We start from the raw sequence: 23,304 nt of genomic DNA, 5'->3' as shown, positions 1-23,304 counted from the left end.
GATCCACGCCCATGACCGACACTGCTCCCCTGCGCCAACGCCTGCTTTCCATCGACGCCCTGCGCGGCCTGGTGATCCTGTTCATGCTGCTGGACCACGTGCGCGAAACCTTCCTGCTGCACCGTCAGGTCAGCGACCCGATGAGCCTCGACAGCACCGAGCCCGCGCTGTTTATCAGCCGTACCCTCGCCCACCTGTGTGCGCCGGTGTTTGTGTTGCTCACCGGGCTGTCCGCCTGGTTGTACGGGCAAAAATACCAGGGCCGTGGCGATGTGTCGGCCTTTCTGTTCAAGCGCGGGCTGTTCTTGATCGTGCTGGAGTTCAGCCTGGTCACCTTCGCCTGGACCTTCCAACTGCCGCCCAGCGTCATCTACCTGCAGGTGATCTGGGCGATTGGCCTGAGCATGATCGCCCTCGCCGCGCTGCTGTGGTTGCCGCGCCCGCTGCTGATCAGCTTGGCACTCGTGATCATGGCCGGGCATAACCTGCTGGACGCGCTGCACTTCGCTCCAGGGACAGCGCTGCAGACTGTGTGGGCGCTCCTGCATGAGCGTAGTTGGATCGAGGTGTCCGATCACCTGCGATTGCGCATCACGTACCCGGTGTTGCCATGGATCGGTGTGATCGCGCTGGGTTACGGCCTGGGCCCATGGTTTGCCACGGCCATGGCGCCTGCCCTGCGCCAGCGTTACCTGTTGCGGGCGGGATTTGGTGCATTACTGGGGTTCGTGGTGTTGCGAGCGGCCAATGGCTATGGCGAGCAGCCGTGGCACGCGTATGACAGCGGCGTGCTGACGTTGATGAGCTTTTTCAATGTCACCAAGTATCCGCCGTCGCTGCTGTTCCTCGCGTTGACGCTGGGCATTGGCCTGTTATTGCTGCTGGCGCTTGAACGCGTGGGGCAGCGGCGCTGGATCGGCGTGCTCGCGGTATTCGGCGCAGCCCCGATGTTCTTTTATCTGTTGCACCTGTATGTGCTGAAGATGCTCTATGTCGCGTGCGTGGCGATGTTGGGCCTCAACCATGGCGCCTACTTCGGCTTCGACGGTGTTGGCGCGGTATGGCTGGTCGCGCTGCTCTTGCCGATGGCGCTGTATTGGCCGGTGCGCTGGTTTGCCGGGCTGAAGGCGCGGCGGCGGGATGTGGCGTGGCTTAAATACCTGTGACCGGTCACTGCGCCTGCGGTGAAAGGGCGCAAGCGCCCTCCCACCTTGTCAGGCCGTGTTACGCCAGTTCGGCGCGCAGTTGCCGCGCCGCCGCGACCATATGGATCAGGGCCGCTTCCGTCTCCGGCCAGCCGCGCGTTTTCAAGCCGCAGTCGGGGTTCACCCACAAGCGTTCTGCCGGAATGCGTTTGGCGGCCTTGCGCAGCAGGTTGGCCATTTCCGAGGCGTCCGGCACCCGTGGCGAGTGGATGTCATAGACGCCCGGGCCGATGTCGTTCGGGTAGGCGAAAGCTTCGAACGCGTCCAGCAGTTCCATGTCCGAGCGCGAGGTCTCGATGGTGATCACGTCGGCATCCATCGCCGCGATGGACTCGATCACATCGTTGAACTCGCTGTAGCACATGTGCGTATGGATCTGGGTTTCGTCACGCACGCCGCAGGCGCAGAGGCGGAACACTTCGGTGGCCCAGTCCAGGTAGTGCTGCCACTGCGCCTGGCGCAACGGCAAGCCTTCACGGAACGCGGCTTCATCGATCTGCACGATCTGGATGCCGGCGGCTTCCAGGTCGACCACTTCGTCACGGATCGCCAGGGCGAGTTGACGCGCCTGCACTTCACGGCTCACGTCTTCACGCGGGAAGGACCACATCAGCATGGTCACCGGGCCGGTCAGCATGCCTTTCATCACCTTGCGGGTGAGGCCTTGGGCGTAGCGGATCCACGCCACGGTCATCGCCTGCGGGCGGCTCAGGTCGCCGAAAATCACCGCCGGTTTCACACAGCGTGAACCGTAGCTCTGCACCCAGCCGAAGCGGGTGAAGGCGTAGCCGTCCAATTGCTCGGCGAAGTACTCGACCATGTCATTGCGCTCGGCTTCACCATGCACCAACACGTCCAGGCCGAGGTTTTCCTGCACCTCAACGGCGTGACGAATCTCGCTGTGCATCGCCTCGACGTATTCGGCTTCGCTCAACTTGCCTTGTTTGTAGGACTGACGCGCCAGGCGGATCGACGCGGTTTGTGGGAACGAACCGATGGTGGTGGTCGGAAACAGCGGCAACTTGAGACCGGCGCGTTGTGTCTCGATGCGCTGGGCAAACGGCGACTGGCGCTGGCTGTCCTGAGCGGTGATTGCCGCCACGCGGGCTTGCACCGCCGGTTTATGAATGCGCGGCGATGCGGCACGGGCCGCCTGTACGGCGCGGCTTTCGGCGAGTGCGGCGAGCACATTCGGCGCGTCGGGCTGGTCGACGGCCTGGGCCAGCACGGCCACTTCGGCGCACTTCTGGACGGCGAACGCCAGCCAGCTTTTCAACTCGTTATCGAGCTGGTCTTCACGGCCCAGGTCGACCGGGCTGTGCAACAACGAGCAGGACGGCGCCACCCACAGGCGATCGCCCAATTTTTCATGGGCGTGCCGCAAGGTGGCCAGGGCATTGTCCAGGTCGCAACGCCAGACGTTACGCCCGTTGACGACCCCAAGGGACAACACCTTATAGGCCGGCAGGCGGTCGAGAATGGTCGGGTACTGCTCCGGTGCGCGCACCAGGTCGATGTGCAGGCCATCCACCGGCAGGTTGGCGGCCAGGCCGAGGTTTTCTTCCAGGCCACCGAAGTAAGTCGCGACCAGCTTTTTCAGCGGGTCACGCTGGATTAGGTTGTAGGCACGCTCGAAGGCGTTTTTCCAGGCTTGCGGCAGGTCGAGTACCAGAATCGGCTCGTCGATCTGCACCCACTCCACGCCCAGGTCAGCCAAGCGCTGGAAGATCTGGCCGTACAGGGGCAGCAGGCGGTCGAGCAGCTCGAGTTTGTCGAAATCGCCGCCCTTGGCCTTGCCCAGCCACAGGTAGGTCAGCGGGCCGATCACCACAGGTTTGACGGTGTGCCCCAGGTCAAGCGCCTCCTTGACCTCGTCGAAGAGCTGGTCCCAGCCGAGGTGGAAGTGCTGGTCGACGCTGAACTCAGGCACCAGGTAGTGGTAGTTGGTGTCGAACCATTTGGTCATTTCCTGGGCGTGCGCCCCGCCGCAGCAATTGTCACTGACGCCACGCGCCATGCCGAACAAGGTCTGCAAGGTGGCTTTGCCATCGGCCGGGCGAAAACGCTCAGGGATCACACCGAACATCAGCGAATGGGTGAGTACCTGGTCGTACCAGGCAAAATCGCCGACGGGCAACAGCTCGATGCCAGCCTGTTTTTGCAGGGCCCAATGTGCCTTGCGTAAATCGCGGCCGACAGCGTGCAGGCCGGCTTCGTCGAGTTCGCCCTTCCAAAACGCTTCCTGCGCTTTTTTCAGTTCACGATCGCGTCCAATGCGCGGAAATCCGAGGGAATGAGCGACTGCCATGACTTACAACTCCACTGTAGGTAGTAATGGCAGCCATTGTCGGCAGATGACGATAGTGAGACAAACTCATTTTATTCCTGATGATCACAAGATCTACTCATGTTAATACCGCGCTCACGGCGCCTGAACACCTGACCCTTGTAGGAGCGAGCTTGCTCGCGAAGAACCCAAGTGCGCCGCGTACCGTCAGGCAGCCCGCATGATCGTTGGCGTTCTTCGCGAGCAAACTCGCTCCTACAGGCTGTTACATCAATGGAATCGAATAGCTCACGAACAGCCGATTCTGATCCTGGTCCCGCGCGACCTCACTGCGCGACATACCGTTGCGCCAGCCGAACCCGACGTTCTTGAAGGTGCCGCTCTGCACCACATAATCCAACGAGATATCCCGTTCCCACTCGCTGGCGTTGTTCCCGCTGGCGGTGAGGATATGGTCGCCTTTCAAATACATCATCGACGCCTTCAAGCCCGGCACGCCCAACGCCGCGAAGTCATAGGCGTACTGCGCAAAGGCCGTGCGTTCGCCGGCCTGGATAAAGGTTTGCACCGTCCGGTCGGTGTAGAGGTACAGGCTGGAGCCGCCCTCCCCTTTGTTCACCAGGCCGCCCTGGTTGAGTTGGGCAAAGTTGCTGTCATCGGACACTTGCTGGTAACCGGCGGTAATCGCGTGAGACCCCAGGGAGTAGATGAAGGCCGCACTCCAGGTGTTGTTGTCGATTTCACCGCTGCCGTTTTTGGTATAGCCGCTGAACTTGTAGCCTTCGGCGCGCCCGGCGGCGCTGCTGTTTTTGCCGTCGGAGGTGGTCTTGAAGTAACGCAGGTCGGTTTTCAACGAACCGTAGTCGCCCAGCGGCAATACATGAATCAAGCCGGCAAAGTGTTGTTGGTAATAGTCTTCGAGGTTGGCGTAGTAGTACTGGACCATCAGGTCCTTGGTCAGTTGGTAGTCGGCACCGGCGTAGGTGAATTTATTGCTTTCCTGGGTGCCGCCCGCCGCCGCCAGGCCGCTGCGGTCGCTGGAGCCGCGCCCGGTGGTGTGTTGAAGCTGACCGCCGATCAGGGTCAGGTTGTCGATGTCTTTGCTGGTGACCTGCCCGCCTTCGAACGATTGCGGCAACAGGCGGCCATCGTTGCTCACCAGGATCGGCAGGTTCGGGCGCAGGTAGCCGTAGCGCGCTTCTGTCTTGGCGAAGCGTGCCTTGGCGGTGGCGCCGCCGCGAGCCCAGTTGTCCACGGCCTTGCCGTCGTCGGTAGGGATCATCGAGCTGCCCACATGGCGCCCAGCGCTGCTGTCGAGGGTCATGCCAAGCATGCCGACCGCGTCCAGGCCAAAGCCAACGGTGCCGTCGGTGAAGCCCGATTGGTAATTGAGTATGAACGCCTGGCCCCACTCTTCAGTCTTCGACGGTGCGGCGCTGCCGTCACGGTTGTCGTTGTTGAAGTAGAAGTTGCGCATGCTCAAGTTGGCTTTGCTGTCGCTCAAGAAATCGGCCGACGCCAGGGGGCTCAGGGCGATGCCCAGGCTGCCGGTCAATAGGCTTAATACATTCAAAGTAGCTTTCATCAGGACGAACTCCGGCGCGGAATCCAAGTTCCGGGCGCTAAAAATGGACAGCAGGAAGCACACGGCCACACGTGAGTTGGCCGTTGCGTTAACTAACGTTCAGTTACTTGGTTGGGTGAAGTGAACCTCCGTAAAACCTCAGTCAATCAATCCATGAGCGTCATAAAACGGATATGGCCCCGGGTAGTCCCCGAATACGCCGTTGTGGCTGACCAACCCTTGTTGCGCATCCCAGCGATGCAACAAGTAACCCGCCGGTTCCAGGTTGAAATGCGCCGGTGCGGCGTCTTGCAGGTCCAGCACGATCTGATGGGACGTGCCAGGGCATACACAGCTCAAACTGCCGCCGAAACGCCGCTGCATCGACCGGTGCAAATGCCCGCACAGCAAGCGTTCCACCTGCGGGTGGCGCGCCACGACGGTTTCGAGGGCGGCGGCATTGATAAAGCGCTCGCGGTCCATATGGCCGATGCCGCTGATAAACGGCGGGTGATGCAGGATCAGCACGGTCGGCGCTTGCGGACGCAGTGCCAACTGTTGGTCGAGCCACTGCAACTGGCTGTCCAGCAGTTGGCCGCCATGGCCGCCGGGGATGGTGGAATCGAGGCCGATCAGGCGCAGGGGGTGGGCGTCGACCACCCAATCCAACGGGCCCGCCGCCGAACTCGGCAAGTAGGTGTGATCGCGGAACGCATCCAGCAATGGCCCGCGCGTGTCATGGTTGCCGGGCACCAGGTAGCAAGGCATGTGCAGGCGCGCCAGTTCAGGGTGCAGCACGGCGTATTCATCGGCGCGGCCGAAGTCCACCAGGTCGCCGCTGATCACCACGATATCGGGGCGCGGGTGACTGGCGTTCAGATGGTCGACGGCACGGCGCAGCGCGCCCAAGGTGTCGACCACGCCGTAAGTCAGGCGCTGGCCGGCTTTAAGGTGCAGATCGCTGATCTGTGCAACAAGAAACGGACGGTTCACAAGGCAACTCTCACGCATTCAGGGTGAACAACATGTGCGGCGCGATGGCCAAGGCAATCGGCGCGCCGACGGCGTACAGCTGGTTGTCGCTGCTGTCGACCAGCAACGGTTGCGGGCCGCCGACATCCACCAGCAGGCGGCTTTGCGCGCCCTGGAAAAACTGCGCCAGCAGATGGCCGTGCAGATGCCCTTCGTGTTCCATCACCCGCAAGTGTTCGGGGCGGCAGTACACGGTGCCGGGCAACTGCGCTGCATGCCACGGCAATTCGCCGCCGCAGACTTTCAAACCATGGGGCGACGACTCAATGACCTGGAAGGCATTCAGGTTGCCGACAAAGCCTGCGACGAAGGCGTTGGCCGGCTTCTGGTAGATGTCCCGCGGGCTGGCCAGTTGCGCGACGCGGCCGTGTTCCATCACCAGGATGCGATCCCCCAGGGCCATGGCTTCGCCCTGATCGTGGGTGACAAACACCGAGGTGATACCGAGGCCACGCAACAGTTGATTCAACTCACTGCGCAGGCGCTCACGCAATTGCGCATCGAGGGCGGCCAGGGGTTCGTCCAGCAACAGCACCTTGGGGCGCGGCGCCAACGCACGGGCCAAGGCCACGCGCTGGCGTTGCCCACCCGACAGTTCATGAATGCTGCGCTTGCCGTGGTGTTGCAAACCGACCAGTTCCAGCAGTTCCTCGCAGCGCTTGTTGCGCTCCGCTGGCGACACGCCGCGAATCTTCAGGCCATAGACGATATTCCCGGCCACATCCAGGTTGGGAAACAGCGCATAGTTCTGGAACACCATGCCCACATCGCGACGCTCGATGGGCAGGCGCGTGACCTCCTGGTCGCCAAAGAACACCTGGCCCACATCCGGGCGTTCCAGGCCGGCGATCAAGCGCAACGTCGTGGTTTTGCCACAACCGGACGGGCCGAGGATGGCCAGGGTTTCGCCGCCTTCGACGGTCAGGTCCAAGTCATGCACGGCGACGGTGCCGTCGGCGAACGCCTTGCGGCAACCTTGCAGGCGGATAGTGATAGCGGTCATCGACGCTCTCCACGGGACAAACGGGCACTGATGGCCTGCAACGCAATCAGCAGCGGCACGATCATCAGCAAAAAGATAAGGGTGTAGGCGCTGGCGATTTCCAGGCGCGCCGAGGCGTAGCTGTCGGCCAGGCCCACCGGCAGGGTCTTGGTCATGGGCGTATGCAGCATCCAGGTCAGGTTGAATTCACCCAGCGACAAGGTGACCACCATCAGCACACCGGCGAGAATGCCTGCCCGGCAGTTGGGCACCACCACGCTGAAAAAGCGCTTGATGGGACCTGCCCCCAGGCTCGCCGCCGCCTCCTCCAGCACCGGCAGTTGCTGGCGTTGCATCACCGCCATCACCGGGCGCACCAGGAACGGCAAGGTGAACAGCACATGGCCGACCAAAATGAACAGCCAACTGCTGCGAAACGCGCCGAACTGGCCGTAGGTCAAGAGTAAGGCCAACGCGCTGGCCAGCCCCGGCATCGCCACCGGCAGCACCATCAGTTCCTCGAAGGCGCGACTGAAGCGATTGTTCATGCACACCAGGGCGTAGGCCGCCGGCACGCCGATCACGCAGACGCACACCGCGCAGGCCAGGGCCAGTTGCAGCGACAACCACACCGTCGGCGAATAGGCCTGCCAGACCTGAATCAACCAATCGAAGGTCAGGCCACTGGACAGGCCCACAAAGAAATTGCGCGTGAGCCCGGCCAGCAACGACATCAACACCGGCACCAACATGAAGGCGCACACCAGCAGGGTAAACAGCAGTTGCATCACGAACAGCGATGAGCGCTTCACAGGACAGTCCCCGCGTTTTTCACCCAGCGCCGGGTGAGCAGCAACACTGCCCAGGTCAGCGCGCCCAACACCACGGAAAGCGCCGCGGCGACGGCAAAGTTGGCGTAGTTGGTGAACACGTTGTAGATCGCCACCGGGGTCACGTTCAGCCGCGTGCCCAAGGTGAACGCCGTACCGAAGGCGCCCATGGACGTGGCAAAGCAGATCGCCCCGCAGGACGCCAACGCCGGCGCCAGGCCCGGCACGATCACATCGCACACCACGCGCCAATGCCCTGCGCCCAACGAGTGCGCGGCTTCTTCCAGGCTGCGGTCGAGGCTTTCGCAGGCGGCCATCACCGTGAGGATCACCCGCGGGATCGAGAAGTACAGATAGCCGATAAACAACCCGGCCAGCGAGTAAGCGAAGATCCAGCGCTCACCGGCCAACTGCAGGCCCAGGGACGCCAGCAGACCCTGGCGCCCGGCCAACAGGATCACCAAAAAGCCCACCACGACACCCGGGAATGCCAACGGAAACGTCAGCAACGCAACCAGCGCCGAACGCCCGAAGAACTGCTGGCGCGCCAGGAATACACCGCTGATGCCGCCGATCAGTAACGCCACGAGTGTGACGAACACCGCAAGCGCACAGGTTTGCGCCAGGCTGCCTAGATACTGCGCGCTGCTGAGGACCTGCCAGTAACCGCTGCCGTTGCTGTCGCGGCTCTCGGCGCCGAGCACCATCAGGTGCGCCAGCGGCAACAGCCAGAACGCGAGCAGCACCGCAAAGGCCGGGGCCAGGGCCCAGGCGGTATGTCTTGCCGATGCGGCCACTTACTTGACCTCGTTCAGGTAACGAGCGGCAAAGGCTTCCTGCACGGCAGCCATTTTCTGGTAGTCCACCACGCCGGCGCGGGCGTAATCGCTGTCGGGCAGGAACTGCGCGGCGACTTCGGCCGGCATCTGCACCGGGCGTATCGGGCGCAGGTAAGCCTTCGCCCACAGCGCCTGGCCGGCATCGGACAACACGAAATCCAGCACTTTTTCGCCATTGGCGCGGTGCGGTGCGTTGGCCACCAGGCTCATCACGTAGGGCACGCTGATGCTGCCTTCCTGGGGAATCACGAACGCGACGTTGGCGTTGTCTTTGTAGCGTGCGCGGTAGGCGTTGAAGTCGTAGTCCACCAGGATCGGCAACTCACCGGACAACACCCGCGCATAGGCGGTTTGCTTGGGCACGATGGGGGCGTTTTTCGCCAGTTTCTGGAAGTAGTCGATGGCCGGGGCGAAGTTGTCCAGGTCGCCGCCCAGGGCGCGGTTGATTGCCACCGCCGACACGTAGCCGACGAAAGCGCTGGACGGGTCGAGGTAGCCGACCATGCCTTTGTATTCAGGCTTGAGCAGGTCGGCCCAGCTTTGCGGCACCGGCAAGCCACCCAGCGCATCGACGTTGACCATGATGCCCAAGGTGCCGGAGTGGATCGCGAACCAGTGGCCGGTCGGGTCTTTCAAGCCGGCGGGAATCTGCTCCCAGCCTTTGGGTTTGTAGCCATCGACCACCTCGGCCTTTTGCGCCTGCAGGCCGAAGGTCACGCCGTAATACACCACGTCGGCCACCGGAGCGGCTTTCTCCGCCACCAACTGCGCCAGGGACTGGCCGGAGTTCTTGTTGTCCAGCGGCACCTGCACGCCAGTGCTGGCGGCGATGGCCTTGAGCTGGGTGCCCCAGTCGGCCCAGTCCGGCGGGCAGTTGTAGCAAATCGCCGTGTCGGCGGCCTGGGCCAGGCTGGCCATGCCGCACAGCAGCACGGCGGCCAGGGTTTTACTGAATACGCGCATCAAGGGTCTCCTCATGGGGTTGAGTGCTTTCACCCGGCCGGATATGGCAAGGCAGGCAATGGGAAATCGGGGCGTTGCCGGCGATCTGCGCCAGCAACTGGTCAATCACGGTGCTGGCAAGCAAGGCGATGGGCTGCACCACGCTGCACAGCGTCGGGTGCATCTGGGTGCCGAGGGCGATGCCGTCGAAACCCATCACTGACAGTTGCTCGGGTACGTTCCAGGCGTTGCGGCGCAGCTCGGCGATCAGGCTGATCGCCAGGAAGTCGTTGGAACACACCAGCGCGGTCGGGGCATCAGGGCCGTTGAGAAACGGAGCGATGGCGGCGAATTCGGCCTGGGTATGGGCCGGCATTTCGATCACCGGGCGGGGTTGGAGGCCATGCTCTTTCATCCCATCGCAATAACCGGCGTAACGCAGACGTGCGCGGTCGGACTGCAACGCGGGGCCGGCGACCATGCTGATGCGCCGGTGCCCCGCTTCGAGCAAATAGCGCGTTGCCTGGGCCATACCGGCGCGGTTGTCGACGGACACCGCGCTGTAGTCGGGGTTGCTGGGTTGGTGGTAGGCGAGCACGAACGGCGTCTGCTCGGTAGCCAGGCTGTGTAGCACGCTGTTGCTTTCGGCATCCGTCACCGTCAGCACCAGACCGTCGACGCGCTGGCGCAGCAACTCTTCCACCACAATGCTTTCGCGCTCGCTGCTGTAGTCGGTGGTTGCCAGCAACAGGCTGTAGCCGCGCAAACGGGCCGCTCGCTCCATGGCCTGCAATTGCTCGGCGAAGACCGGGTTGAGCAGATTGGGCACCACCACGCCGATCAGGTTGGTGGTTTGCAGGCGCAGTTGGCGGCCGAGCAAGTTAGGCCGAAAACCCAGCTCGCGGGCAGCGGCGAACACCTGTTCGCGGGTCGCCGGGCGTACCTGGTCGGGAGAGGCAAAGGTGCGGGCAGCGGTCGCACGGGAGACCCCGGCCAGCCGTGCAACGTCTTTCAAATCAGTCATGGTCACTCGCTTGAGATCGATCTCATTGGCGAGGACATTAGCGGCGCAATGTGGCAGGAACGTGGTGGACAGATGACGGTTTGATGTCAGCGCCCTGGACACACCGCGATCCGAATGTGGGAGGGGGCTTGCCCCCGATGGCGGTGGATCAGCTGGCCTATCGGGCGTCTGACACAACGCTATCGGGGGCAAGCCCCCTCCCACATTGGGTCGATGCATGCCGTTGGAGAGTCATATTCCGGGGCTATGCTTGGAAACCCGACGCGCAAAATCCGCCCGCTAACCTTTCGATCTGCTCCAAGTGCGGGCACAATGCGTGTCCTTTTTTGGCAGGCACCGCCGCAGGCTCTCAAAAATGATCAAAACGCCGTACTACCTCATCGATAAACAGAAACTTCTGATCAACATGCAGAAGATTGCTTACGTGCGCGAACAGTCCGGCGCCAAGGCGTTGCTGGCGCTCAAGTGCTTTGCCACCTGGTCGGTGTTTGACCTGATGCAGCAATACATGGACGGCACCACGTCGTCGTCGCTGTATGAATTGAAGCTTGGTCGCCAGAAATTCCAAGGCGAGGCGCACGCCTACAGCGTGGCCTGGGCCGACGATGAAATCGAAGAGATGCTGGAAAACTGCGACAAGATCATCTTCAACTCCATCAGCCAACTGCAGCGTTTTGCCGAACGTAGCGAAGGCAAGACCCGCGGCCTGCGCGTCAACCCGCAGGTGAGCAGTTCGGATTACCTGCTGGCCGACCCGGCGCGTCCGTTCAGCCGCCTGGGCGAATGGGACCCGGTGAAGATCGAAGGCGTGATCGAGCAGATCTCCGGTTTCATGTTCCACAACAACTGCGAAAACGACGACTTCAGCCTGTTCGACAAGATGCTCGGCACCATCGAAGAACGCTTCGGCGCGCTGCTGCACAAGGTCGAGTGGGTCAGCCTCGGCGGCGGCATCCATTTCACCGGTGAAGACTATGCCGTGGACGCATTCTGTGCGCGCTTGAAGGCGTTCTCCGAGAAGTACGGCGTGCAGGTGTACCTGGAACCCGGCGAAGCGGCGATCACCAACAGCGCCTCGCTGGAAGTCACCGTGCTCGACACGCTGTACAACGGCAAACACCTGGCCGTGGTCGACAGTTCCATCGAAGCCCACCTGCTGGACCTGCTGATCTACCGCCTCAATGCCAAGCTGGCGCCGAGCACGGGTGAACACACCTACATGGTGTGCGGCAAATCCTGCCTGGCCGGGGACATTTTCGGCGAGTATCAATTTGATCGTCCGTTGGCCATCGGCGATCGGCTGTCGTTCATCGACACCGCGGGCTACACCATGGTCAAGAAAAACTGGTTCAACGGCCTGAAAATGCCGTCCATCGTAGTGAAACAACTCGACGGTACAGTCGAGGTGGTTCGTGAATTTGGTTACGACGACTACCTGTCCAGCCTTTCGTAAGCTGGCGGATAAAGGAGAGATAAAGCAATTGAAAAAGAACGTTCTTATCATTGGTGCAGGAGGTGTCGCCAAGGTGGTGGCCCACAAGTGTGCGCAGCACAACGACGAACTCGGTCGTATTGCTATTGCGTCGCGCAACATCTCCAAATGCCAGGCCATCATCGACAGCGTCAAGGCCAAGGGTAGCCTCAAAGTACCCGCCGACATCCAAGCCTTCGCGCTGAACGCCCTGGACGTGGAAGCGACCAAGGCCCTGATCCGCGAGACACAATCGCAGATCGTCATCAACGTCGGCTCCGCCTTCCTCAACATGTCGGTGCTGCGTGCCTGCATCGATACCGGCGTGGCTTACCTCGACACCGCCATCCACGAAGAGCCGGGCAAGATCTGCGAGACCCCGCCGTGGTACGGCAACTACGAATGGAACCACCTGGAAGAGTGCAAACAGAAGAACATCACCGCCATCCTTGGCGTGGGCTTCGACCCGGGTGTCGTCAACGCGTATGCCGCGCTGGCGCAGCAACAGCATTTCGACCGCATTGATTCGATCGACATTCTCGACGTCAATGCCGGCTCCCATGGCAAATACTTCGCCACCAATTTCGACCCGGAAATCAACTTCCGCGAATTCACCGGACAGGTGTGGAGCTGGCAGAACAGCCAGTGGACCAGCAACACCATGTTCGAAGTCAAACGCACCGACGACCTGCCTGTGGTCGGTTCGCAGAACCTGTACCTGACCGGCCACGATGAAGTTCACTCGCTGTCGAAAAACCTCGACGTGCCCAACGTGCGTTTCTGGATGAGCTTCGGCGAGCATTACATCAACGTGTTCACCGTGCTGAACAGCCTCGGCCTGCTCTCCGAAAAGCCGGTCACCACCGCCGAAGGCCTGCAAGTGGTGCCGTTGAAAGTGGTCAAGGCCGTGCTGCCCGACCCGTCTTCGCTCGCCCCCGGCTACACCGGCAAGACCTGCATCGGCGACCTGGTCAAAGGCACCAAGGATGGCCAGCCGCGCGAGGTGTTCATCTACAACGTGGCCGATCATGAAGAAGCCTACGCCGAGACCGACAGCCAGGGCATCTCCTACACCGCCGGCGTGCCGCCGGTCGCCGCTGCGCTACTGGTAGCGCGTGGTGAGTGGGATGTGAAGCGCATGGCCAACGTCGAGGAACTGCCGGCTGAGCCGTTCCTGAAAGCGCTGGACGTGATGGGCTTGCCGACTCGGATCAAAGACGAGCACGGCGATCGGGCCTGGGATGCGATTGCCTGACAGGCGATAGCAGACCGAACCAAAATGTGGGAGGGGGCTTGCCCCCGATAGCGGTAGATCAGTCACAGCTGTATTGACTGACACACTGTAATCGGGGGCAAGCCCCCTCCCACATTTGGATTCGTGATGCTTCCTGCACACACGGGAGCGGCCTCAAAACACCGACCACCCAATACGCTCACTCAACAATTCCAACGCCTTGATCCCCGCCAGCGAATTCCCCGCCGCGTTCAACTCCGGCGACCACACGCACACCGTGAACTGCCCCGGCACCACCGCGACAATACCGCCGCCGACCCCGCTCTTGCCCGGCAAACCCACGCGATAGGCAAAGTTCCCCGCCTCGTCATATAGCCCGCTGGTGGCCATGATCGAGTTGACCTGCTTGGTCTGGCGCGCAGTCAGGATCTGCTCGCCGTTGTGGGCACTCACCCCCTCGTTGGCCAGGAAACTGAACGCCCTGGCCAGGTCCAGGCAGCTCATCTGCAACGCGCAGTAGTTGAAGTAGCTGTGGAGCACCGCGTCGACGTCGTTATGGAAGTTGCCGAACGACTTCATCAGGTAGGCCATGGCCGCGTTGCGCGCGCCGTGTTGCGCTTCCGATTCGGCGACGACGCTGTTGACCAGGATCTGCGGGTTGCCCGACAGGCGCCGCACAAAGTCGCGCATCGACAGAATCGGCACGGCAAAGCGTGACTGGTTGATATCGCAGATCACCAGCGCGCCGGCATTGATAAAGGGGTTGCGCGGGCGGCCGCGTTCGAATTCCAGCTGCACCAGGGAGTTGAACGGTTGCCCCGAGGGCTCGTGGCCGAGGCGCTCCCAGATGGTTTCGCCGCCGTGGTCGATGGCTTGCACCAGGCTGAACACCTTGGAAATACTCTGCACCGAGAACAGGGTATCGGCATCTCCGGCGCAGTAGGCTGCGCCGTCGTTGCCGTACACGGCGATCCCCAGTTGATCGGCGGGCACGTCAGCCAGCGCGGGAATGTAGTCGGCGACGTTGCCGAGGCCGATCAGTGGACGAACTTCGTCGAGAATCGACTCCAACAGCGCCTGCATGTCTTGTCCTGTCATCGTTCTTTGAATCAGTGGTAAGCGGGGCGCGGAGGATACTTCAATGCGCTCGGCAGTCCCACTGGCGGGAGGCGGTGTATGGCTTAGAAATACGTTACATCCGACACCTGCTCATCCAGCACATCCCGCGCCAGCGCCCACGCCTGGTCATTGGACGCCACCATCAGCAGCGGATAACCCCAGGCATTGCCAAACGTCGCGGCGAACGGCTTGAGTGCCCGGCGCTTGGCCGCGCAGGGCTCCACCTGGATCATGCCTTTGACATACGCACGCAGGGCCTGCCGGTGTGTCTTCATCCAGTGCGAGGCGTGCTCGCGCTCTTCGTAGGAGTGCGCGTGATTCAGTTCATCCAAGGCTTTTTCATACAGCAACACAAAAGATTGCTGACGTGCCAGCAGGCCTTCGAACATCACGAAGCTGTCCTGCGACCCGCCTTCATTCGGCGCATCAAAAACGATCTTCACCACGGGAAATGCTGAACTGTCGAGTCGCATGGCAGAGTTCCTTAATGAGAGGGAGTCTCACTATAAGGCTGGCGAAGCTGGACGGCATTGCACAGAATAGCCAGAATGTTTCGCAATTCAGCCAAGCTGCGAGCTCACCATGAAACGCCATCGCCTGGACCTGCATGATCCGTTGTTAGCCAAGGATGCCGATCTGGTCCCGCGTGCGGTGGTGGCCGTGAGCGCGACCAGTACGTCCGAGCGTTGGGAGCACGTTCAGCACACCCACCGCAAAGGCCAGTTGATGTACACGCTGCGCGGGGTGATTCATTGCGAAATCGAGGCCGGCATCTGGATTGTGCCGCGCCAGTGTGCGCTGTGGATTCCCGGCGGCATGCCCCACGCCGCGCGTGGCGCCGGCGAAGCTGAGTTGTATTGCCTGCTGATCGACCCGGAGGCTGCCGGCGCCCTGCCCTCGCAATGCTGCACCCTGTCGGTATCCGGCCTGTTGCATGAGTTGATCAGCAAGGCGGTGAGCTTCCCGCAGTTGTACGACGTGAACAGTGCGCAGGGGCGTTTGATCGACACGCTTTTGGACGAGCTGGCCCAGGCGCCCATCGAAGGCCTGCACCTGCCGATGCCCCAGGACCCGAGGCTGCGTCGCCTGGCCGACAGCTTGCTGGCCAACCCCGGCGACAAGGCCACGCTCGGCCAATGGGCGGCGCGCATCGGCATGAGCGAGCGCAGCATGACGCGCTTGTTGCTGGAGGAGTCAGGCCTGAGCTTCGGCCGCTGGCGTCGGCAGTTGCATGTGATCCTGTCGTTGCAACGACTGGCCAGGGGCGAAAGTGTGCAGCGGGTCGCCCTGGACTTGGGCTATGAAAATGCCAGCGGTTTTATCACCATGTTCCGCAAGGCCGTGGGCCAGCCGCCAGCGCGCTACCTGGCGGGCCGTGCCGGGGTGTCGACGTCAACCGAGGCCCCGGCGGCCATCGCATTGCACTCGATCCAGGCGCCCGATCAGCGCTGAACCGGAATGCGGATATCACCGTCCCGGCACTGGGTTTTCACACTCTTGGGGCAGCCGGCAAAACGCAGTTCCTTGCTCAGACACACGCGCACTTCGGACAGCACCTTGCCCTTGCAGATCACCGCCACGCCATGGTTGCCCATGGCCGGGTTACTCTCGCGAAAGAGCGCCTCGATCTCCCGTGCCTCCAGGTGACCCGGCACGTTGAATGGCTGCAATTGCTGCGGGATCTGCACCGTGGCCAAGGCCGCATCGGTGGCTTGCAGGTAACGCGTGGCTTCCAGGCCGCTGCAGGTGCCATGTTTGGACCATTCATGCTTGAGCAATGCCTGCGTGGGGAATATCAACGCGCCTTTGGCCAACTCATCCGCCGACAGCCGCGACTGCGTATCGCACGACGCCGGCCAGCCACCCCGCGCGTATTGCGGCCATAGCCCATGCAATACAAACCCGTAGCCTTTGCCGCTGCATTGCTCGTTGTTCGGGTGCGCCAGGCAGAACGTCGGCGACCACGACAGCGACAGCACATAAAAATCAAAGTCCCCCGCCGGCCGTTGCTCACGTGGCGCCGCCTGCGTCGCCATGCTTGCCAGTACCCACCCCACGGCCAGCCAGGCTGCCTTGTATTTCATCCGTCTGTTCCTTGAAAAAAATAAGCCCGCATTGTGAGTGCAGGCCAGGGTCCGGCGAAAGTGGTGAATGCAACGCCGGCGCCAGGAAAACTACTCAGGATGATAGGGATTGCGTTGCAGCACCTTGTCCAGAATCCGGTCGGTCTTCAATGCCTCGATCGCCAGCGAGGGGTGCTCGGCTTCGCCGCGAATATGGGCGTTCATGCCCAGCACATGGTGCCACTGGATATGCGTGTGGCAAGGCACCTCCAGCACTTCGTCGACCGCCCCTTCAAGCCGCAACGGCTGGTCGTCGAACACCGCAAACGTGATCCGCCCCAGGGTGCCGATCAGCTCGACGCGATCTTCACGGCGGTCCGCGACAAAGTTCCAGCAGCCCATGCCCAGCGCGCCGGAGCTGAAAGTCCAGCAGGCGGTCACCGCGTCTTCCGCCGCATACTGTCCGGCCTGTCGCGCGGTAAACCCGGCAACCTCGACAATGTCGCCGGCCAGGTACTGGAACAGATCAAAGCCGTGGCTGGCCAGGTCGGCAAAGTAGCCGCCGCCGGCAATGGCCGGGTCGGTGCGCCAATTGGCGGCACTGGTGTCTTCGACGGCTGGCGGCTTGCACAGGGACCAGGTCAGGTGACGCAGTTGGCCGATGCGTCCATCGCGCAACCAGTCGCGCACTTGCTGGAAGCGCGGCAGCGAGCGGCGATAGTAGGACACAAACAAATGCAGCCCGGCACGTTCGAAAGTGCGCTGCATCAATGCGCCCTGCTCGGCATTCAGCGCCATGGGTTTTTCGACACAACAGTGCTTGCCGGCGGCCGCGACCATCAGGCTGTATTCGAGGTGGCTGTCGGGCGGTGTAGCGATGTACACCGCGTCCACCTCAGGGTCGTTGATCAGTGCCTGGGCGTCGGTATAGAAACGACCAATGCCGTGGCGTGCCGCATAATCGCGCACAGCCTCTTCGCGGCGCCCCATCACGGCCACCAGGGCCGAACCTGGCGCTTTGTAGAAAGCAGGTCCACTCTTTAACTCAGTGACGCTGCCACAGCCGATCATGCCCCAACGTACCGTCTTCATCTGCTCCCCTCGTGCGTTGTCGTCAATCGACCAGTATCTATATCCTCACGCAGATGCGCCACCACCACCCAGCATGACATTTGCATTACACTTTTATGACAGACATCTCGCTGCGGGGCACAGACGATGAAAATACGCGCAACGGTGATTTGCGAACACGAGGGGCATATCCTCTTCGTGCGCAAAGCCAGATCTAAATGGGCGTTGCCGGGCGGTAAGGTCGAACGCGACGAGCGCCCGGTAGGCGCCGCCGAACGGGAGCTGGAAGAAGAAACCGGGTTGAACGTCGACGGACTGCTGTACCTGCAGGAATTGAAGGCGCGCGACACGCTGCACCATGTGTTCGAGGCGTCGGTGGTGAACATCGCGCAAGCACGGCCGTGCAACGAAATCATCGATTGCCGCTGGCACGCCTACAGTGCGATGGACGAGCTGGACACTACCGATACCACCCGGCACATCGTCAAATCCTTTCTGCGACGCCTGTAGTTCCGCGCTCTGTCCGGCGGCCTGTGCAGATTCTGCGTCGGGGCGCTTCACTCGAATGTGCTCAGGCAGGTTATCGACTTGCTCGCCACCGAAATCGGTAATCTCATCCAGCGAGTTGGATGGAACAGTGTGATGCTCGAGTTTGTCGAGAACATCGACGAGTTGCTGTACCAAGCCAAGCACAATGGTCGGATGCGCGCGGAGCTTGTTGATGCCGACAACAAATCCCAGGCAAAAAAAATCCCAAGTAGCTGATGGAAACTTGGGATTTAAAAAATGCATAAACCGTGGGAGGTGAACGCCCGGCTATAGTACCGATTGCCTAATCCCGTAACAAGATGGTTTTAATCCTTTCGTCGGAATAAAACAATCGTAAGTCCTTCAATAACCACACATTTATCAAGGTAGGGAGGTATATAAGTGCCACTTTTTGGTGCAAATACCATCGCGACTTTGAAGTACTATTTCCCTTTATAAAGAAGGGTTATCAATCGATCTCGGCGTCAGACTTTTCGACGACTGTCCGCTCAACTGTTTGCACGTATTGCTAAGTTCAATCCTGTTTGCCGACGCGGCACTGGCCACGCGCTCCACTTGCCTGCAGAGAGCCAGGTACTCGACGGTCTGTTCACGCTGGCGGTCGACTTTGGCATTGAGTTGTACGAAATAGATCCCCAGCAACACCGCAACGCACAACACCGCGACTGCGAAGTAGCGCAAGCTGTCGGGCGACCGGGGCTCCGGAGGGGTCATCATTTTAATGCGCCCTGCTCTTCCGGCAGCGAACGTCGGCGATCAGGAACAGCGCGGCGACATCATCCGACGTCGCCCCGGGAAAAAGCGTTTGCATACCAGCCTCCTCAATGACGGGGCAATTGTATGCAAATAGAAACACTGAGATTGTCGTGGATTTGTAAACCGCGCTGCTCGACCAGCAAGAAGCGCCTTATTTGCGCGCCACTTTGTAGCGCACGCAATCCTGATAGAAACTCTGGCGAATCGCCTCGGGCTTGAGCCGTGAACGGCTGTCATAGGTCTGCTCGGTGATTCCCATGGCCATCATCCGCATCCATGACTTGTTGAACTTGATGGTCTGGATCTTCTGCCGCGCGGCATACAGTGAAACGCCCGACAGCTTGAGTTCCTGTGCCCTGGCGGCCGTGCCCGCGCCCCAACTGCACATGTACTTGTCGCCCTCGCGCAACTCCCGCGCCTGTACGGCAGCCGCGCCGCCGGCCAGGGAACAGGCGATCAGCATGATTCCTACATTGCGCATTTGCTTCCTCACCTAACCAGCTGAAAATAAAAGCGATTCTGGCGAGAATTTTGTTACAAAGGGGCCACTAAATTGCCTTATCGCACGGATTGAAGGATCGCCACAACGCGGGCTCAACTCGCCGGCCGATATCTGGAAACCGGGCGGCAAGACGAGTGGTTTTATTTGCGCGAACGATGACGGGCGGTCTCGCAATCGGTCGGATCGACTTTTTGGGTAGCCCTTTCAATTGCTTTTTCGCGGGATTTTCCCTGGGTGTGTCAGCCCCTTCTGATTTTTCCAGCCGTTCGTCCAGCGTCTTTTTTCCGCGGCAGACTCCGACGTCTTACCCTTTGCCGAGACGTCACGGATGACTAACGCTTCCCACATTGCCTTTATCACACCTGAGCTGGATGGCATGCATCAACGCCGGGCCGAGTATCCCCAGCAGGTCAACGCCGGGTATGGCGCACTGGATTCGCTGAGGCTGACCGATGCCGCACTGGACGGGCTCCTGCCGTTCGAATGGACGCGGTGCTATCACCCCCGTGCGGTGGATGTGGACTGCGGATTGGGGGTTTGCTGGAGCCACTCGCTGGCGCATCGGCTGACGCTGACAGACGCCTCGGCGGTGTGGATCGACCATGAGCACCGATCGACCGCCCTGCCCTTACCGACCGAGGCGCGACCGACAACCGGCAATCGCCAGGCCGACGCCGCGATCTACCTGGGGGCGCCGCCGGATGAGCTGGTGCTGTGCCAGGCATCGCGCTTCTACCACTTCTGCCACGGTGTGCTGACCGCGATCAGCGATGCCTACGGCAACCGGCTGCGAATTGTCCGCGATGTGTTGGGGAACATTGAACGCCTGGATAACAGTGTCGGTCGCTCGCTGTTTTTCCGTTATGAGCGCGGCCACTTGGTGGCCCTCGATTACCAGGTTCAGCGGCCCGCGGGCGGTGCGGCAGGGGATTGGATGACCGAACAGACCGTGGTTTCCTACACCTATGACGACATTGGAAGACTGGTTTCGGCGACCAATGCCGTAGGGGAAAGCGAGACCTATCGGTACGACGAGCAACACTTGATCCTTGAACGCCAGTTAGCCGGCGGCGCGCGCTTCTTTTGGGCTTGGGAACGAGCTGGCAAGGCGGCGCGATGTGTCCGGCATTGGGCGAGTTTCTTGCAGATGGACACGCGGTATGCCTGGGGGGACGACGGTAGCGTGACCCTTCACAACGCCGATGGGAGTCAGGAAACCTATGTTCATGCCCCGCAGGCACGGCGGGTGCAGCGGGTGGGTCCGGATGGCGCCAAGCATTTCAGATCCTATGACGACAAGGGCCGTCTCACAGTCGAGCAAGACCCCCTCGGCGCGGTAACGGCGTATCAGTACGACGACGCTGGATGCTTGGTCGCTTTTTTTCCGGGGGAAGATGAGCCAACGTCCTACGAGTATGACAATGGATTCTTAAGAGTTGTACGTCGTGGCCAGGCAGTTTGGAACTACGCGCATAACGACCAAGGCAATGTCATTCGTCAGACCGACCCCGATGGCAACGTTACCGACTATAGCTACAACCAGTATGGCCAACTGATCGGGGTATGGTTTCCCGACCATAGCTGCCTGCGGCGGTGGTGGAATGAGCGTGGGCAGTTGCTTGAAGAACACTGGCCAAACGGCAGTGTGAAGCGCTATCGCTATGACGATCTCGGTCGGAGGGTGGCGCAAGAGGACAAGCATGGGGTGGCGACCCAGTACCAGTGGGATGGTGTCGGACGATTGGTTCGTGTGGTCATGCCCGGCGGTGGCACGCGGGAATACAGCTACAACCCCTACGGAAGAATCACCGCCGAACGCGATGAACTGGGGCACGTCACTCGCTACGAATACACCGACGGGCTGCCCCTGATCAGCCGCCGCATCAATGCGGACGGTAGCCAGGTCAACTACCGCTACGACCACGTGCGATTGTTGCTCGCCGAAATCGAAAACGAAGTCGGCGAAATCTACCGCTTCGACTATCACCCCAACGGCCGGCTCCAGCAGGAAATCGACTTCGACGGCCGACGCACCGCCTATGCCTACGACCTCAACGGTCACCTGCTGGAAAAAACCGCACACGGCACCGACGGCAGTCAGCTCGTCACCCGTTACCGGCGAGACCACGCCGGCCGGTTGGTCAGGAAAACCCTGCCCGATGGCGGCATTGTTGAATATACCTACGACCGCCAGGGCAACCTCCTCAGCGTCGACGACGGCTACCGCCCCCTTACCTACGAATACGACCCGCAAAACCGCCTGATCGCCGAACACCAGGGCTGGGGCACACTCCGTTATGGCTACGACGCCTGCGGCCGACTCAAATACCTGCGCCTGCCAGACAACAACCAGCTAGGGTTCAACCATGACAAGGGCGGCCACCTTGCGACCGTTGAACTCAATGGCGCGCTGTTGACGTCTCACCTGTTCGACGCCGGCCGAGAACACCAACGCGCCCAAGGCAAACTGCTCAGCAGTTACCAATACGATGAGCATGCACGCCTGTTCAACCATGGCATCTGCGATATCGAAGGCACTCGCTACCGCCGCCAGTACAGCTACGACAAAGCCGGCAACCTCAGGTACTTGCTCGACACCCGCAAAGGCGAGCACCGCTACCACTACGACACGCTAAACCGTCTGGTCCGAGCTGATCATTCCCAGGCCGCACAGGAACGCTTCGCCTACACGCCGGCGGGTAGCCGTCTGACGCTCCAGGATGACCGCCACTACGACTACGACGCCTTTGGCAATCTCATCCGCGAACGGCGTGGCCAGGCCCACTCTGTCGTTACCGAATACCGCTACGACTGCCAGCAGCGTCTGATCGGCCTCACCCGCCCCAACGGCCAAACAGTCCACTACCGCTACGATCCGTTTGGTCGCCGCATCAGCAAAACCGTCGCCGGCACGACCACCGAGTTTTTCTGGCAAGGCGACAGACTGATCGCCGAGCACCACGCGCAACGGCATCGCAGCTACGTCTACGAACCCGACAGTGTCCGCCCACTGGCCCTGCTGGAAGGCTTCGGCCCACAGCACACCACGCCTTTCCACTACCAACTGGATCACCTTGGCACCGCGCAGGAACTCACCACGCCCGACGGCGAAATCGTGTGGTCCGCGCACTACCGCGCCGATGGCCGGATCACGCGATTGGACGTCGAAAAAATCGAAAACCCGCTGCGCTTCCAAGGTCAATACTTCGACCGGGAAAGCGGGCTGCACTACCATCGCCACCGCTACTACGATCCGGATAACGGTCGCTGCCTGACGGGTGGGCAGGATCAACGCCTATCGGTAAGCGCCCAACCCCACGGGGCGGGTCTGCAGGCGGGTGAACGCTCGCGGCGCGATCAGGCGATCAACTCCACGCCACCACCAACAACCCGGCGCCCAACAACAGGCACAACGGCGAATAAAAATACGTATCCCACCGTGCAAACCGCGAACCACCGACCTTTTTGAAAAAACCCACCAGCTCCGAATCGCCGATTGCCCTGGCAAACATGATCACGGCAATCGCGCTGATGCCCCATTGCAATGCGCCATGGGACACCGGCGAAAAATACAGCCCGGCCCGCAGGCAAACGAGCAAGGCGATTGCCACCAGGCCCATCGCCACCAGCAAGGTGCCCAATGCCGAAGGCTTGAACGCCAGGCGGGGGCCGCTGGCGAATTCGCCGGGAAGTTGAGGGATGGCGGCGAGGCTGCCGAGCTTGCCACCGGCGGCCCAGTACAAATGCACCATGCTGACAAAGGTGAAAATACCGACGATCCATCGTGCGACGATAAAGCTCATGGCGGCCTCTCCCGGAATTTGTGCGAAGTAG

At 61.3% G+C, this 23,304-nt stretch carries 21 protein-coding genes; 7 read left to right on the top strand and 14 right to left on the bottom strand.

Annotation, left to right across the window (positions count from 1 at the left end):
* Positions 1-11 precede the first annotated feature (11 nt).
* Positions 12-1,166: a DUF1624 domain-containing protein gene (locus tag C8K66_RS27510; protein WP_108526544.1), complete on the top strand. Its 1,155-nt coding sequence runs from the start codon at positions 12-14 to the stop codon at positions 1,164-1,166.
* A gap of 58 nt (positions 1,167-1,224) precedes the next feature.
* On the opposite strand, the gene metE is transcribed toward C8K66_RS27510, so the two are convergent.
* From metE to C8K66_RS27470, 8 genes are all read right to left on the bottom strand, one after another.
* Positions 1,225-3,513, bottom strand: coding sequence for a 5-methyltetrahydropteroyltriglutamate--homocysteine S-methyltransferase (gene metE / locus C8K66_RS27505; RefSeq protein WP_108526542.1), 2,289 nt, complete (start codon positions 3,511-3,513; stop codon positions 1,225-1,227).
* 244 nt (positions 3,514-3,757) lie between these two features.
* Positions 3,758-5,077, bottom strand: coding sequence for an OprD family porin (locus C8K66_RS27500; RefSeq protein WP_046383684.1), 1,320 nt, complete (start codon positions 5,075-5,077; stop codon positions 3,758-3,760).
* 138 nt (positions 5,078-5,215) lie between these two features.
* Positions 5,216-6,049, bottom strand: a complete 834-nt coding sequence (locus tag C8K66_RS27495; RefSeq protein WP_046383685.1) for a phosphodiesterase — start codon at positions 6,047-6,049, stop codon at positions 5,216-5,218.
* Between the two features lie 10 nt (positions 6,050-6,059).
* Complete coding sequence (locus C8K66_RS27490) at positions 6,060-7,091, bottom strand: ABC transporter ATP-binding protein (RefSeq protein WP_046383686.1); 1,032 nt, start codon at positions 7,089-7,091, stop codon at positions 6,060-6,062.
* The gene (locus C8K66_RS27485; protein WP_017846529.1) at positions 7,088-7,882 is read right to left on the bottom strand and encodes an ABC transporter permease; all 795 of its coding nucleotides are present in this window, start codon (positions 7,880-7,882) and stop codon (positions 7,088-7,090) included. Before C8K66_RS27485 ends, C8K66_RS27490 begins: the two co-directional genes overlap by 4 nt.
* Positions 7,879-8,697: an iron ABC transporter permease gene (locus C8K66_RS27480; protein ID WP_017846530.1), complete on the bottom strand. Its 819-nt coding sequence runs from the start codon at positions 8,695-8,697 to the stop codon at positions 7,879-7,881. Before C8K66_RS27480 ends, C8K66_RS27485 begins: the two co-directional genes overlap by 4 nt.
* Entirely contained in the window at positions 8,698-9,702 is a 1,005-nt protein-coding gene (locus C8K66_RS27475; RefSeq protein WP_017846531.1) for an ABC transporter substrate-binding protein, read from the bottom strand.
* Positions 9,686-10,705, bottom strand: a complete 1,020-nt coding sequence (locus tag C8K66_RS27470; RefSeq protein ID WP_046383687.1) for a LacI family DNA-binding transcriptional regulator — start codon at positions 10,703-10,705, stop codon at positions 9,686-9,688. The genes C8K66_RS27475 and C8K66_RS27470 overlap by 17 nt, the downstream gene beginning before the upstream one ends.
* Before the next feature lie 355 nt (positions 10,706-11,060).
* Here C8K66_RS27470 and C8K66_RS27460 point away from each other — a divergent pair, with 355 nt between their 5' ends.
* Together C8K66_RS27460 and C8K66_RS27455 are read left to right on the top strand one after the other, a co-directional pair.
* A complete protein-coding gene (locus tag C8K66_RS27460; protein ID WP_079444044.1) occupies positions 11,061-12,158 on the top strand; it encodes a carboxynorspermidine decarboxylase in 1,098 nt (365 codons plus the stop codon).
* Positions 12,159-12,186: 28 nt separating this feature from the next.
* Positions 12,187-13,431: a saccharopine dehydrogenase family protein gene (locus C8K66_RS27455; protein WP_017846534.1), complete on the top strand. Its 1,245-nt coding sequence runs from the start codon at positions 12,187-12,189 to the stop codon at positions 13,429-13,431.
* 153 nt (positions 13,432-13,584) lie between these two features.
* Here C8K66_RS27455 and glsB read toward each other — a convergent pair whose 3' ends face one another.
* Entirely contained in the window at positions 13,585-14,493 is a 909-nt protein-coding gene (gene glsB / locus C8K66_RS27450; RefSeq protein WP_079444045.1) for a glutaminase B, read from the bottom strand.
* Positions 14,494-14,591: 98 nt separating this feature from the next.
* The gene (locus tag C8K66_RS27445; protein WP_017846536.1) at positions 14,592-15,002 is read right to left on the bottom strand and encodes a hypothetical protein; all 411 of its coding nucleotides are present in this window, start codon (positions 15,000-15,002) and stop codon (positions 14,592-14,594) included.
* A gap of 109 nt (positions 15,003-15,111) precedes the next feature.
* Here C8K66_RS27445 and C8K66_RS27440 point away from each other — a divergent pair, with 109 nt between their 5' ends.
* Positions 15,112-15,981 carry a helix-turn-helix domain-containing protein gene (locus tag C8K66_RS27440; RefSeq protein ID WP_108526540.1) on the top strand — a complete coding sequence of 290 codons (870 nt, stop codon included), beginning with the start codon at positions 15,112-15,114 and terminating at the stop codon, positions 15,979-15,981.
* On the opposite strand, the gene C8K66_RS27435 is transcribed toward C8K66_RS27440, so the two are convergent.
* Both C8K66_RS27435 and C8K66_RS27430 read right to left on the bottom strand, forming a co-directional pair.
* Positions 15,972-16,613, bottom strand: a complete 642-nt coding sequence (locus C8K66_RS27435; protein ID WP_017846538.1) for a ribonuclease T2 — start codon at positions 16,611-16,613, stop codon at positions 15,972-15,974. The genes C8K66_RS27440 and C8K66_RS27435 overlap by 10 nt on opposite strands.
* 90 nt (positions 16,614-16,703) lie before the next feature.
* Positions 16,704-17,684 (bottom strand): Gfo/Idh/MocA family protein, encoded by a 981-nt coding sequence (locus tag C8K66_RS27430; RefSeq protein ID WP_057004684.1) that lies wholly within the window; start codon positions 17,682-17,684, stop codon positions 16,704-16,706.
* A 126-nt stretch (positions 17,685-17,810) separates the two neighbouring features.
* Here C8K66_RS27430 and C8K66_RS27425 point away from each other — a divergent pair, with 126 nt between their 5' ends.
* Both C8K66_RS27425 and C8K66_RS30915 read left to right on the top strand, forming a co-directional pair.
* Entirely contained in the window at positions 17,811-18,173 is a 363-nt protein-coding gene (locus C8K66_RS27425) for an NUDIX hydrolase (protein ID WP_046383693.1), read from the top strand.
* A gap of 78 nt (positions 18,174-18,251) precedes the next feature.
* Entirely contained in the window at positions 18,252-18,428 is a 177-nt protein-coding gene (locus C8K66_RS30915) for a hypothetical protein (RefSeq protein WP_156179961.1), read from the top strand.
* A gap of 691 nt (positions 18,429-19,119) precedes the next feature.
* On the opposite strand, the gene C8K66_RS27415 is transcribed toward C8K66_RS30915, so the two are convergent.
* Entirely contained in the window at positions 19,120-19,449 is a 330-nt protein-coding gene (locus C8K66_RS27415; RefSeq protein WP_026139966.1) for a hypothetical protein, read from the bottom strand.
* A 349-nt stretch (positions 19,450-19,798) separates the two neighbouring features.
* Here C8K66_RS27415 and C8K66_RS27410 point away from each other — a divergent pair, with 349 nt between their 5' ends.
* A complete protein-coding gene (locus C8K66_RS27410; RefSeq protein WP_371928172.1) occupies positions 19,799-22,939 on the top strand; it encodes a DUF6531 domain-containing protein in 3,141 nt (1,046 codons plus the stop codon).
* Here the strand turns inward: C8K66_RS27410 and C8K66_RS27405 are convergent.
* Positions 22,836-23,273 carry a DUF3995 domain-containing protein gene (locus C8K66_RS27405; RefSeq protein WP_046383694.1) on the bottom strand — a complete coding sequence of 146 codons (438 nt, stop codon included), beginning with the start codon at positions 23,271-23,273 and terminating at the stop codon, positions 22,836-22,838. The genes C8K66_RS27410 and C8K66_RS27405 overlap by 104 nt on opposite strands.
* Between the last annotated feature and the right edge of the window lie 31 nt (positions 23,274-23,304).

It is taken from the genome of Pseudomonas sp. GV105, from assembly GCF_003058185.1.
Classification (GTDB): domain Bacteria; phylum Pseudomonadota; class Gammaproteobacteria; order Pseudomonadales; family Pseudomonadaceae; genus Aquipseudomonas; species Aquipseudomonas veronii.
This window is presented reverse-complemented; position numbering and strand designations above follow the sequence as displayed.